Origin of the sequence: Nocardia mexicana NBRC 108244 (assembly GCF_001613165.1) — a bacterium.
Classification (GTDB): domain Bacteria; phylum Actinomycetota; class Actinomycetes; order Mycobacteriales; family Mycobacteriaceae; genus Nocardia; species Nocardia mexicana.
The window spans coordinates 145656-158709 of record NZ_BDBV01000001.1 but is presented as its reverse complement, the minus strand read 5'-3'; the positions used below and the strand labels follow the sequence as shown (position 1 = coordinate 158709).

The 13054-nt window shown below is 66.6% G+C and carries 9 protein-coding genes and 1 tRNA gene; 6 read left to right on the top strand and 4 right to left on the bottom strand.

What is annotated here, in order from left to right:
* The first annotated feature begins 9 nt into the window (after positions 1 to 9).
* Positions 10 to 1035, top strand: a complete 1026-nt coding sequence (locus NM1_RS00645; protein WP_211339359.1) for a YlbL family protein — start codon at positions 10 to 12, stop codon at positions 1033 to 1035.
* 288 nt (positions 1036 to 1323) lie between these two features.
* Complete coding sequence (locus NM1_RS00640; RefSeq protein WP_068012547.1) at positions 1324 to 2055, top strand: maleate cis-trans isomerase family protein; 732 nt, start codon at positions 1324 to 1326, stop codon at positions 2053 to 2055.
* A gap of 102 nt (positions 2056 to 2157) precedes the next feature.
* On the opposite strand, the gene NM1_RS00635 is transcribed toward NM1_RS00640, so the two are convergent.
* Positions 2158 to 2751 carry a PPA1309 family protein gene (locus NM1_RS00635; protein ID WP_068012545.1) on the bottom strand — a complete coding sequence of 198 codons (594 nt, stop codon included), beginning with the start codon at positions 2749 to 2751 and terminating at the stop codon, positions 2158 to 2160.
* Between the two features lie 183 nt (positions 2752 to 2934).
* Between NM1_RS00635 and NM1_RS00630 the strand changes: the two genes are divergently transcribed.
* A complete protein-coding gene (locus tag NM1_RS00630) occupies positions 2935 to 5931 on the top strand; it encodes a UPF0182 family protein (RefSeq protein WP_068012823.1) in 2997 nt (998 codons plus the stop codon).
* Positions 5932 to 6014: 83 nt separating this feature from the next.
* On the opposite strand, the gene NM1_RS00625 is transcribed toward NM1_RS00630, so the two are convergent.
* Entirely contained in the window at positions 6015 to 6560 is a 546-nt protein-coding gene (locus NM1_RS00625; protein WP_068012539.1) for a transglycosylase family protein, read from the bottom strand.
* Positions 6561 to 7186: 626 nt separating this feature from the next.
* Here NM1_RS00625 and NM1_RS00620 point away from each other — a divergent pair.
* The 3 genes from NM1_RS00620 to NM1_RS00605 all read left to right on the top strand — a co-directional run bounded on the left by NM1_RS00620 (position 7187) and on the right by NM1_RS00605 (position 9675).
* Positions 7187 to 7260: transfer RNA gene (locus tag NM1_RS00620), tRNA-Met, on the top strand.
* Between the two features lie 394 nt (positions 7261 to 7654).
* Positions 7655 to 8458, top strand: a complete 804-nt coding sequence (locus tag NM1_RS00610; RefSeq protein ID WP_068012535.1) for a DUF2637 domain-containing protein — start codon at positions 7655 to 7657, stop codon at positions 8456 to 8458.
* A gap of 158 nt (positions 8459 to 8616) precedes the next feature.
* On the top strand, positions 8617 to 9675 hold the full coding sequence (locus NM1_RS00605; RefSeq protein WP_246010964.1) for a replication-relaxation family protein: 1059 nt from the start codon (positions 8617 to 8619) through the stop codon (positions 9673 to 9675).
* Positions 9676 to 9861: 186 nt separating this feature from the next.
* Here the strand turns inward: NM1_RS00605 and NM1_RS00600 are convergent, their stop codons facing one another.
* On the bottom strand, positions 9862 to 11094 hold the full coding sequence (locus tag NM1_RS00600; RefSeq protein WP_114699486.1) for a hypothetical protein: 1233 nt from the start codon (positions 11092 to 11094) through the stop codon (positions 9862 to 9864).
* Between the two features lie 622 nt (positions 11095 to 11716).
* Entirely contained in the window at positions 11717 to 13054 is a 1338-nt protein-coding gene (locus NM1_RS00595; RefSeq protein ID WP_068012527.1) for a hypothetical protein, read from the bottom strand.

Below are 13054 nucleotides of genomic sequence, written 5' to 3'. Positions count from 1 at the left end.
GTGGGCCGCGTGAATCGTCGGATCCTCACGCTGCTGGCCGCCCTCATCCCCGTCCTCGTACTCGGTGTCGTAGGCAGTGCCGTCACGGTGCCGTTCGTGGCGCTCGGCCCCGGTCCCACCTTCAATACGCTGGGTGATGTCGAGGGCAAACAGGTCGTCGACGTGGAGGGTGCGCCGGTCGATCCGACATCGGGCAACCTCAATATGACAACGGTTTCCGTTCGCGACGGGCTGAATATTTTCGAGGCGTTCGTGCTGTGGGCCGACGGCCGCTACGGCCTGGTGCCGCGCGCGGAGGTGTACCCGCCCGGCATCCCGCGTGATCAGATCGACAAATCCAACGAGCAGGATTTCAAGGACTCCGAGGACAGCGCGGAACTGGCGGCGCTGCACTACCTGAAGTATCCGACGCAGGTGCAGGTGCGCACGGTCGCCGAGGACGGCCCGGCCAACGGGGTGCTGCACAAGGGCGACGTGCTGGTGAGCGTGGACGGCAAGCCCGCCACCTCCTCCAAGGATGTGGTGGAGACGGTGCGGGGCATCAAGCCCGACACGGTGGTGCCGATCGTGGTGCGCCGCGACGGCGGCGAGCAGACCGTCGAGGTGAAGGTCGGGGCGCGGCCGGACGACAAGTCCAAGGGCTATCTCGGCGTGACACCGGAGGAGGTGCCGCAGGGCCCGCTCGACGTCACCTTCAATCTGGCCGATATCGGCGGGCCGTCGGCGGGCCTGATGTTCAGCCTGGCGATGATCGACAAGATGACCCCCGGGCAGTTGAACGGCGGCAAGTTCATCGCGGGCACCGGCACCATCGATCCGGACGGCAAGGTCGGCCCGATCGGCGGCATCCAGTACAAGATGATCGCGGCCCGCGAGGCGGGCGCCGAAACGTTCCTGGTCCCCGCCGACAACTGCAACGAGGCCCGCCAGCGCATCCCCGACGGCCTGAACCTGGTGAAGGTCGACACCCTCGACACCGCGGTGAAGTCCCTCGGCGACATCACCGCAGGACGGGAAGCTCCGAGTTGCGGCTGACCCCCGGCCAAAAGCATGCCGGGGATAAGGGCGGAGCGCGAGGGTGGGGGATGAAGGGGAGCGCGAGGAGTGGGGGATGAGGGCGGAGCGTCAGGGGCGGGGGGAAAGAGCGGAGCGCGAGAAGCGGGGGATGAGGGCGGAGCGCGAGGAGCGGGGGATGAGGGCGGAGCGTGAGGAGCGGGGGATGAAGGGCGGAGCGCGGGGGCGGCGGCGATGACGGTGGAGCGGGGGCCGGAGTAGCCCGACTGGCTATCGACGTCCGCCGCGTGGGCGTGTTAGGGCTGGGTGATGACCGAGATTCCGGCAGGACCCACACCGCAGCGGGCGATCGGCGTGCTCGCCTCGTTCGATTTCACCAAGGACCGCGAGCTGTGGCGTTGGGCGCCCGACGACGTCACGCTGTATCTCTCGCGGACCGACCCGGCGCCGAGCTGGGAGGGGCTGGCACTGGTCAGCGCCTTGAACAAGCCGCAGGTGCTGGAGCGCGCGACCCGTGAGCTGTGCACCCTGCGGTCCGAGGCGGTGGTCTATCTGTGCACGGCCTGCAGTTTCGTCGGCGGCGTCGGCGGTGAGCGGGCGCTGCGCCAGGCGATGCTGGATTACGGTGCGCCACAGGCACTCACGACCTCCGGCGCGGTGGTGGACGCGCTGCGCGCGGTGGGCGCCGAGCGGGTCGCCGTCGCGCATCCCTATATCGAGTCGGTCGGGAAGCGATTGCACGACTACCTCACCGAGTCCGGCTTCACGGTGACGTCCAGCATCGGCCTGGGCCTGCAACCCGCGGAGATCCCCGCCGTGCCCTACGACGAGGTCTGCAAACTCGTCCGGGAGAGCGACCACCCCGACGCCGACGCCGTCTTCGTCAGCTGCAGCTCCCTGCCCACCTACGACGTGATCGCCCCGCTGGAAAGGGAATTGGGCAAGCCCGTCATCACCGCCAACCAGGCCACGATCTGGGGCGTCCTCCGCGCCGCGGGCCTGTCCGCCGTCGGCCCCGGCCAGCAACTGCTCACGGCCTGAGGCGGATACCGACAAGTCCCGCACCACGTATTGATTCCCGCACGCGCTGTAGCGCCTGGAAGGGGGTGCGTGAACATGCGCGGGGTGCGGCGTTGGTTGGTGCTAGTCCGGTTCGTTCTCGAGGGTGTGGCGGAGGGCCTCGACGAGATTGGGGGCGAGGTTGGGGGCGGTGCGGAGGTCGAGGTCGCCGAAGGGGTCGTCCTCGTCGTCGGCGGGGCGGACCTGCAGCAGGCACAGCGACACCCCGTCGCGCAGCACGCCGGCGAACAGTCGCGCGTCGCGGCGTCCGGGGTGGGTGACGGCGGCGTTGCGCGCGGCCTGGTCGGCGGCGTCGCGGTCGGCGAGCAGCGGGGCGATGGCGTCGTCGAGGGTCTGCTCGGCCTCCGGCGGCAGCACCACGATCTGCTGTACCAGGACGCAACCGGCCACCGACGGCGGCCAGCTGGTGGTGGCGAGGAATTCGTCGAGGGCCATGGCGTCGCTGCGCAGGTCGTCGGGAAGCGGTTCCTGCGCAATGGGAGTCAGCTCCGCACCGTCGGCGAGCTGATCCTCGAGCGTCGGCTCGGCCGCCACCAGATCCACCGTCGGCACCAGTGCGAACAGCTGCGGCGGCCGATCCCACCCCTCGCCGTCGGCGTACTCGGCCACCTCACGGATGCAGCGATACAGGGCGGTGGAGGGGTTCGCGAGGGTCACGCGCGCAGAGTCTAGGTGTTCGCCCAGGGCGAGATGCGACCCGCACCGGAGCCATCGCGATCCATTCCGATCCGTTTTACGTAGAGTGGGGCGCGAGAGACGGTCCCGCAGGGACCTCTGCATCATCGGACTGCGGTGCGCCGGCCGGGAAGTCGCGCGCCGCCGGACCTGGGAGAGTGGCTCGTGGGCATGCGCCCCCCGACAGGCTTACCTTCGCTGTCCCGACGCAGCCGAGTGCTGCTGGTGACGGCCCTCGTGCTGGCTGCGCTGCTGCTGGTCGGGCCGCGCCTGGTCGACGCCTATACCAATTGGCTGTGGTTCGGCGAACTCGGATTCAAGCGCGTGTACACCACCGTGCTGGTGACCCGAGTCCTGCTGTTCCTCGTGGTCGCGGTGGCGGTCGGCCTGCTGATCTGGCTGGCGCTCCTGGCGGCCTACCGCACCCGGCCGGTGTTCGTGCCGGTCGCGGGGCCCAACGATCCGATCGCGCGCTATCGCACCACCGTGATGGGGCGGCTGCGGCTGTTCGGCGTCGGCATCCCGGTCCTCGTGGGCCTGCTGTCGGGCCTGGTGGCGCAGTCGAGCTGGGTCACCGTGCAGATGTTCATGCACGGCGGCGCGTTCAATATCAAGGATCCGCAGTTCGGCCTGGACGTCGGCTTCTACGCCTTCGATCTGCCGTTCTACAAGATGCTGCTGAACTGGCTGTTCGTCGCCGCGGTGATCGCCTTCTTCGCGAATCTGGTGACGCACTACGTCTTCGGCGGCCTGCGGCTGTCCGGCCGGGAGGGCGCCCTGACACGCCCGGCCCGAATCCAGCTCGCGGTGATCGCCGGAACCTTCGTGCTGCTCAAGGCGATCGCGTACTGGTTCGACCGGTACTCGATGCTGTCGAGCACCCGTAAGGAGCCCACCTTCACCGGCGGTTCCTACACCGATATCAACGCCGTGCTGCCGGCCAAGCTGATCCTGATGTCGATCGCGATCATCTGCGCGATCGCCTTCTTCACCGGAATCGTGTTGAAGGACCTGCGCGTTCCGGCGATGGCGGCGGCGCTGCTGGTGCTGTCGTCGATCCTGATCGGCGCCGTGTGGCCGCTGATCGTGGAGCAGTTCGAGGTGCGCCCGAACGCCGCCACCAAGGAATCGGCATACATCGAGCGCAATATCGCCGCCACCCGGCAGGCCTACGGGATCACCGACGACAAGGTCCAATACGTCGACTACAAGGGCACTTCGACCAAGGACCCGGTCAGTATTCCCTCCGACCAGCAGACCATAAAGAACATCCGCCTGCTGGACCCGAACCTGTTGACGCAGACCTTCATTCAGCGCCAGCAGCTGCAGAACTTCTACGGCTTCTCGGATCCGCTGGACATCGACCGCTACAACATCAACGGCGAGATCCAGGACTACATCGTGGGCGCGCGCGAGCTGGTGCCGCAGAACCTGTCCGGCAACCAGACCGACTGGATCAACAAGCACACCGTGTACACCCACGGCAACGGCTTCGTCGCGTCCCCGGCCAACCGCGTCAACGTCGCCCCGCCGAAGGAGACCCAGCAGGCCGCGACCGGTTCCGCCGCCGGATCCAATACCGGCGGCTACGGCTACCCGGTGTTCAACGTCGGCGATCAGTCGACGGTCAGCGACCTGTTCACGCCGCCGAACAAGGAGGCGATCCCGGTCGAGCAGCCGCGCGTCTACTACGGCGAGCTGATCTCCAAGTCCGATGCCGACTACGCGATCGTCGGCGGCAACAGCCAGCCGCCGCGCGAATACGACACCGGCACACAGCAGTACACCTACACCGGTGCGGGCGGCGTCCCGATCGGCAACTGGTTCAACCGGCTGGCGTTCGCCGCCAAGTACGCCGAGCGCAACATCCTGTTCTCCGGCGCGATCGGCGACGATTCGAAGATCATCTACAACCGCAATCCGCGCGATCGGGTGCAGCAGGTGGCGCCGTGGCTGACCGCCGACGGCGACGTCTATCCCGCGGTGGTCAACGGCCGCATCCAGTGGATCGTCGACGCGTACACCACGCTGGACAACTTCCCCTACTCCCAGCGCACCTCGCTGGACGGGGTGGTCGAGGATTCGATCGACCAGAACACCGGACGGATGCTGCCGCGCAAGGAGGTCAGCTACATCCGCAACTCGGTGAAGGCCACCGTCGACGCCTACGACGGCACGGTGAACCTGTACGAGTCGGATCCGAACGATCCGGTGCTGAAGGCGTGGGAGGGCGTGTTCCCGAACGTGGTCAAGCCGCAGAGCGCGATCACGCCGGAACTGCAGGCTCATTTCCGCTATCCGGAGGACCTGTTCAAGGTGCAGCGGGAGATGCTGTCGCGCTACCACGTGAACGACCCGCGCGAGTTCTTCACCACCAACGCCTTCTGGTCGGTGCCCAGCGATCCGACCTCCGACACCCCGACCAACGCGCACCAGCCGCCGTACTACGTGCTGCTGGGCGATCCGAAGACGGGGAAGCCGGCGTTCAATCTGACCAGTGCGATGGTCGGCTACAAACGGCAGTTCCTGGCCGCCTATATCCAGGTGAATTCCGATCCGGAGAATTACGGCAAGTTCACGGTGCTGAAGCTGCCGACGGATTCACAGACACCGGGCCCGCAGCAGGTGCAGACGTCGATGACGACCGACGCGCGCGTGTCCAGTGATCGCACGGTGCTGACCGGTGGCAATACCAACAAGATCAAATACGGGAATCTGCTGACGCTGCCCGTCGGCGACGGCGGAATCCTGTACGTGGAGCCGTGGTATCTGGAACGCAATGCGGGGCCGAATGCCGCGTCGTTCCCGCAGCTGGTCAAGGTGCTCGCCAGCTCCGGCGACAAGGTCGGCTACGAGGCCACGCTGGGCGATGCCCTCAACGATGTCCAGGAGGGGCTGGGCTCGGCGGCGACCCAGCAGCCCGGCCAGGCGGCGATCAACCCGCCACCCGCCGGGACCGGCACGGCCCCACCGTCGAACCAGGGAATCCAGCCACCCGTTCCGCCGACCGGTTCGGCGGGCAGGGACGCCGCGGTCCGGGAGATCAACAACGCCCTGAAGGGCGTGGAGGACGCGCAGAAGTCCGGTGATCTCGGTCAGCTGGGCCAGGCGCTGGAGAATCTGCAGAAGGCCATCGACGGCTACAACAAGTCCGGTGGCTGACGCGCGATAGAAACGCGAACGGCGCCGCCATCGGCAACGATGGCGGCGCCGTCTGCGTCTCCCGGTATGGAGGAGTCTTCGGGTCAGCGGCCGAGCGAGTCGATCAGACCGCTGTTCTGATCCAGCAGCTGGTGGTACTGACCGCCGACGCCGAACTGGGCGGCCACCTGGTCGCCCGCGGACTTGGCCTGCTCGATCAGGGCCTGGCGCTCGGACGGGGCCGGGGCCTGCGCGACCAGCGGCTCGGGCTGGGCGGGCTCGGGCTGGGCGGGCTCCTCCGGAGTCCCCGCGCCCCAGCGCAGGTACTGGCCGCACACCGGCCAGGCGCCCACGCCCTGGGTCTCGAGCACGTTCTCCGCGACGCGGATCTGCTCCTCCTTGGAGGCGTTGGCGGGGCTGCCGCTGCCACCGTTGGCGCTCCAGGTGCTCTGCGAGAACTGCAGGCCCCCGTAGTAGCCGTTGCCGGTGTTGATGCCCCAGTTGCCGCCGCTCTCGCACTGGGCGACACCGTCCCAGTCGTGCGCCGCGGCCGAGGCCGTGCTGGACATGGCGAACGGGACGGCAACAAGGGCGCCGGTGACGGCGACGAGGCCGAGGGCGCGACTGCTGAACTTCCGGTTCTGATTCATGGTGGTTTCCCTCCCTGCGCCCACCAGCACGACGGTCGCCCGCCGGTCCCTGCCCCCAGGAGGTCGGGGATCCCTCGAACCGCGGGGCAGGGTCGCCGGTGTGCAGCGGTTCGGGTCGGTGCCCATCACGGGGTCGATCCGGGCCGAGCACGACGATAACGAACCGATTTCGACAGATCACGTCTTGATAACAGTGAGAATTGCATGAAGCGTATAACTGCTAATCAGGTGTTGATGCAGGTTGGCTATGCTGTATTTCTAAATTCTGGACGGTCTGTTATGCGTTCGTGATGTGTTGCAGATCACCCTGAAATGGTGGTGTGGATCACGTTTTACAGGGGTTGCGTGGGTCACGCGCGCGTGCACGGGGATGAAACGGAGCATTTGGTGCGGCCGTGTGGATCGGAATATCGCGGCACCGGTGCACATACCACTCCCGGGTATGTCTGATCTCAGTCACGCCGATCGCCGTCGTCGGTAGCCGAAGTCGGGTGACCTTGCTCACGGAGGCCTGAATCGGGGTGTCCGGAACGTCGCTTCATGATCGTTGCCAGAACCCCCGAAACCATGCTTGGCCAGGCGATTTGTGTATGCGCAGCACGTGTGTGTAATGTTGTGTTCACCGACGCGGGGTGGAGCAGCTCGGTAGCTCGCTGGGCTCATAACCCAGAGGTCGCAGGTTCAAATCCTGTCCCCGCTACTAGGGAAGCGGCCCGGAACCATTGGTTCCGGGCCGCTTTCGCGTTCGGTGGGCTACACCTTCGGCTCGGTCGGGCTAATTCGTGCCTCGGGCGCGGCACGTACAGGATCTGCACGTACCCGTACACGCCGTGAACTGCGGGTTTCCGCGACCGTTCCCATTGTCCGGCGGCGTCGCCGTTCCACCGGTGGTGGTGCGCAATGAACGCCGACCAGATCATCACCGGATTGACCGTGTTGCAGGCCGATGGGCTGGCCTGCGTGGCGTGCGGAGCTGACTACCTCCGCAGTCGTGTTCCGCATGTGCCGGTCGGTCGATCGGTCACCGGGTCGCAGGTATTCGCCTGTGCCTCCTGCGATTTGAGTGACCCTCGCCGGGCGGGAGGTGCGCTGGGATGAGCAGCATCTCCATGTCGGATCGCCGGAACGACCGGACGTTGTGGATCCAGTGCGCCTGCACGGCCGTGGTCGCGCTCGGCGCGGCATACGCCTCGTATCGGCATGGTCGGGAGTTCGCGTTGCGGTTCGGCGCCGACGAGACGACGGCCGGCATCTGGCCGTTGATCGTGGACGGGCTCCTGACTCTGGCAACAGTCGAGCTGTGGAAGACCGGCCGCGAGCGGAACGGGAGCGGCCGGTGGGCGGCCTGGTCGGCGTTCGTGTTCGGAATCTGCCTGTCGCTGTGCGCGAACATCGCGGCGGCCCCGGTGCTGAGCGTGTTCAGCGTCGTGGTCGCCGCGTGCCCGCCGCTGGCATTACTGCTCGCGGTCGAGTTGTTGAACCGCGCCCTGAAGCGGCATCACGCCGACACCACCGAGACCACCAACGAGACTGTGGACGAGACCACCAGCGAGAACAGCGAGACGGACGAGACCACCGAACCCGCGGCACCGGTCGTGCGACTCGCACCGGTGCCGGCCTGGTCTGGTTCGCCTGTCGAGCTGACGGCGGAGCAGCGCATGTGGGAGTACTACCGCAGTGAGCGGTCGCAGGGGCGGACACCGACCGGTGCGGAGCTGGACCGGATCGCGGGCACGAACAACTACGGCCGCAAGGTGCTGCGGCGGTGGCAGGCAGCGGGCCGACCGGTGACGAACCTGGAGGACCGGCAGGCGGACCGCGAGGTGGACCTCGACAGGCCGGACGTCTGGGTCCGCGCAGTCGGCACAGGGCGATCGGTCGGCGGTGATGCCCGATGACCGGCCGCGACGACAACACGGCGGATGGGGCGTCGGTTGGTGGTGCGGATGGGGCGTCGGATGCTCGGCGTCCTATAGCCGCCACCCCAAACGCCGAAGACGGAAAGCGCAACAAGGCAGCTCAGGCCCGCATTCGAGGCAAGGGGGCGGAATCCAGAATGAATACCAATAGTCATACATATTCACATGTCGGGCGGCGTCGCGGCCGTGGCGTGCATCGGGGCGGGCATCCGGATGCGGGTGCGTGGTTTCGTCTGCTCGATCGTGACCGTCGCCTGCTGGCGTTGCTGTCCGAGCACAAGGCGTTCACGACCGAGCAGATCGCGTCGCTGGAGTTCTCCTCGGTGCGGCGCGCGCAGGATCGGCTGCGCAAGTTGCGCGAGATGGGCATGGTGTTCGCCTTCCGCGAGTCCCTCTACGGCGGCGGCACCACGCAAACGCGGCACGCGCTCGGCTATTCCGGTGCTCGCTTGATCGCGGCGGAGCGTGCGCAGACTCCGCCTGCTCCGGCCAAGTACGCCCTCGGGTTGGAGCGGCTGGCGTGCTCGCCGATGCTCGACCACCGCTTGGGCGTGAACGGGTTCTTCGCCGCGCTGGCCGCGCACCGTAGCCCGGCGCGTGACCACGACCCGGCCGTGCCGGGGTTGACCCTGTGGTGGTCGGAGCGCCAATGCGCCGAGATGTTCTGGACCAATCCCTCCGGCGACGACCAACTCCACCCGGACGGGTACGGCTGCTGGGAACAGGACGGCCGCATGGTGCGGTTCTTCCTCGAATACGACACCGGCACAGAGTCGTTGAAGACCGTGACGTCCAAACTCGCTGACTACCAAGGGTTCCCGACCGACAAGTTCGGGATCCTGCTGTTCTCGGTGCATTCGACCCGCCGCGAGACCGGGTTACGGACCGCGCTGACCCGCGCGTTCGGCAGCTACGACCCCGGCCTGATGATCGCGACCACCAGCCGCGACCTGAACCACCCGGACGGTCCGGCGGGACCGGTGTGGGCACTGTGGACCGCCGACGGCGGCGATGCTGTCGCCGAACGGCTGGCGCTGGCCGATCTTCCCGAACGCGGCCCCCGGATCAACCACGACGCCAGCGTCTGGCAGCCCTACACCGAGGCAGCCTTCGGCTACCACGATCCCCAGATCCAGAACCTCCTCTACCCCAACCAGGTGCGCCCCACGCCGCCGACGACGGAATACGGCTGGTGACAATCATGTCCGTTGGATGCGGGCGCGCGCCGACGCCGTCCCGGCATACGTTCGCCGGTCAGCGGGTCGTGATCGGCCCAGGGTCCCGCACGATCGGCACGTGTCGCGGCGGTCGGTGATGATGGCGGCGGACAAGCGGGTAGTGGGGGAACCGGCTGGTGCCGGTTCCCCACTCAGGGGCGGTTTTCAGGGGTTCTCGGCCAGTGCCCAGGTTCGGGGGGTGTCGCTGATTCGGCGCGCTACGCCCTGTTCGGTCAGCTTGTCCAGGGCGTTGCTGATCGCGCCGCTCGAGATGTTCCGCTGGTATTCCTGGTCGAGCATGTGCTTGAGCACCGTGGTGGTGAAGCTACGGCCCGGGTTGTCGCGCAGCGCGTCCTCCACCATGCCGCGCAACCCGCCCGGGGGAAGCTTCTCGGCCGTGCCGTGATTCGGGGCGCTGACGGTGGAACGCATGCCGGTCGGGCGGGCGGTGGCCCGCTTGATCTCATCGACGGTCAGCAGTCCCGAGCCGGTGACCAGGGTGCGGAAGCCGTTCAGATCGGCCATAGCGGCCTCGAGATCGCCCGCGTAATCCGCGATCGGCGCGGTGTCGTCGTGCGGGACAACGGTTCCGGTGCCCAGCGCCGTCGCGATGCCGCCGAGCCGCTGGGAAAGCTGCTCGAGGTGTTCACGCGCGGCGGTAGACCGGTCGGCCAGCTCGTGGACCGCGCGGTCATGCTGGGCCGCGATCAGGGCGTCCATCTGCTGCTGCCACTCCTCGCCGACGCCGTCCGGCCCGGCGGGAACCAGCGCCCACGGCGGAATGGAACTTTGCGCGCCATCGGGGGTTTCGATGATGCACCCGGCGATACCGTCCTGACACCGCATCTCGGTCACCCACCCGCGCCAGGACCGGTGGTACCGGTTGGCGACCTCGTCACCGACCGCGATCGGGCACGGCGCACCAAACAGGGAATCGCTGTCGTCGTCGGGCAGCTCGGCCGAATCCGCGTCGTCCGGTGTGACGGCATCGTCGGCCTCGGGGGCCGGTTCAGGTGCGGCGGGCACATCCGCCGGGGGTGCGGCGGTGTCGGTGGCCGGTTCGGCGGGCCGCGTATCCGTGTCCTGGGCGGCGATATCGGTGTCCGGGGCCGCCGGTTCCCGGGCCGTGTCGGTGCCCGTAGCGGCCGTGTTCGGCACCGGTGGCGTCACGGTGTCGCTGGTGGTCACGGTCCAGCGGTGCGGGCCGTTGGAGTCATCGGCGTGGCGGGTGACCGTGTTGTCGTCGGTCCATCGGGCCAGGATCTTGCGGGCGCTGGACGCTGTAATTCCGGCGGCGGCGGACAGTTCGCCGGTAGTCGCCATGGGTTGGGTATTCAGGGCCTGCCACAGGGCGTCCTCGTTGTCGGCACGGCTGGTTTCCGATGATGTTGTGGACATGACTTTTCCCCTTGAATAGACGGGTTTGGTTGATTGGTCATATCCCGGCCGGGATGCGCGCCCCGTTCAGAAATGTTTCGCGGTATCGGTTCGGGGGTTGCATATCCATGAACGCTCCATGCCCCGGGTGTTGTCAAGCCATTACCAAAATAAGACACCCATCTCATTGAATTCGGCGCACCGTGATTATCGGAGATGCCTGGCGCGCGCCCGCGAATGTGTTTTTACCCTGCAATGGTGGCCAACGAGATCCTTGAGGCGTACAAGAAAAAGCCACACTACTTGATGAGTCATCTTGGGTGTTATCGTCGAGTTGTTCGGAGATTGGCGCGAGGCTCTTATCGCACCTTGGAGGGTATCAGCGAGCGGGCCGACCTCCGTGGGAAGGCGGTGATTCGACCAAAGTCTCCATGGCGTCGACGGCCAGGTCCGCCAACGAGACAGCCTTCGGCCACGACGATCTTCAGATTGCCTCCTCTTCCCCAACCGGACTCGACATAACCCCTACCTGGATTCCTCTGACGACGTCGCAGAGGTGGGGCTTGTTGATCGAATTGGGCACCCCTGGTTGACAGCCACAACCGCCCGAGTGCGGCCCGCCAGGGGGGCGGGGGACAGACTCCTACAGCCCGGCAAATAGCTTCAGTACAGCGGCGGACGGGTACGACGACAGCGATGCGACACCGTGAGCCAACGCGATGGGCACGAGTGCACCTTCGTGCTGATAGCTGATGATCCTGGGCAGGGTTGCAAGGATTCGATCGAGACCGATCATGTCGTCCTTGCCCGAGGGGAAGTCCGGATCGGGGTTGTAGGCGCCGGTCGGCACGGACAGCACCATCGACGTGTGCGGATCCAGTTTGACCAGTACCTTCTCGCCGTAGTTGGTCTTCAGTCCGTAGGGATTGACGCGGTCGGCGGCGTGGTCAACGTCTTCACGGACATATCGGTGGGACAGGACGGCGTAATGAGCCAGGTCGCCAGTGGCCTTCGGTTCGGTGAAGCGCTCTATTTCTCGGAGATGGTCGACGAACCGGCCGCTTTTCTCTTGGCCGATGAGGTGGATGGGGCATCCTAGGCCTTTGGCGTATGCGAGTAGGTCGCGGATGTTGTCGACCAGCTTGGAGTACTGGCCACGCAGTGATAGAGGTCCGTCTTTGATCAGCAGGACGTTACTCAGGGACGATTGGTCGCCGCGGTCCCAGAAGTGGCGGATTACTGAGAACAGCAGCAGGGTTTCGTGCATCAGCATGTACGCCGACGCCACGCTGTCGGGCGCTTGGTCTTCGCCCATCTCGAGGTGGAAGCCGATCATGTCCGACAGGTAGACCTCACCGCCGCAGTGGTTGCATGTACCGGCGTCGGCGTCGTAGGGGAGGCCGTTGATGTCGTCGGGGCAGTGGGGGCAGCGGAACTGCGGCGATGCTGATCGTTCTCCGGTCCGCCATTTGCGGTACGCAAGCCACTTCAATGTCTCGTGGACCAGGCCGTCGGATTCGATCTGGAAGGAGTCTCGGACGATGGTGCGAACAAGGTGGTAGTTCGAGGTGCCTGGGACGCGGATGTTCCGCAGCGGCAGCACTGTCGATGATTGCAGTGCCGACTCTGCCATCAGCGCCTTCATCAGCACCGGGTGCGGCAGCTCCTTGTCGATCCGGTCGAGCTGGCGGCGATCGATCCGCACGAGTGCCGTCTTGATGAATGCGAGCGACCGGGGTGGGTAGTCGTCGGAGGTGACAGGCTGGAAGGATCCATCGACGGCAAGGACCAGGTTCAACGGTTCGATGGCGGTGGGGTCGAATGCGGTCCACAGGTGCTTGCCCGGCTCGTCGTCGGTGGGTTCGGGCCGTTCGAACTGGTCGACCAACTGTTTGACGAACGGGCTCTTCACCACCTCCAGATGCCCAAGTTTGCTGGCCCGTTCGGTCGACGTGAGGCGTTCTCCACCCTGATATGGCAT

Coding starts and splice junctions, on each gene's coding strand:
- NM1_RS00640 (WP_068012547.1), top strand. CDS start 1,324: ATGACCGAGATTCCGGCAGGACCCACACCGCAGCGGGCGATCGGCGTG.
- NM1_RS00625 (WP_068012539.1), bottom strand. CDS start 6,560: ATGAATCAGAACCGGAAGTTCAGCAGTCGCGCCCTCGGCCTCGTCGCC.
- NM1_RS00610 (WP_068012535.1), top strand. CDS start 7,655: ATGAGCAGCATCTCCATGTCGGATCGCCGGAACGACCGGACGTTGTGG.
- NM1_RS00605 (WP_246010964.1), top strand. CDS start 8,617: ATGAATACCAATAGTCATACATATTCACATGTCGGGCGGCGTCGCGGC.
- NM1_RS00600 (WP_114699486.1), bottom strand. CDS start 11,094: ATGTCCACAACATCATCGGAAACCAGCCGTGCCGACAACGAGGACGCC.
- NM1_RS00595 (WP_068012527.1), bottom strand. CDS start 13,054: ATGCCATATCAGGGTGGAGAACGCCTCACGTCGACCGAACGGGCCAGC.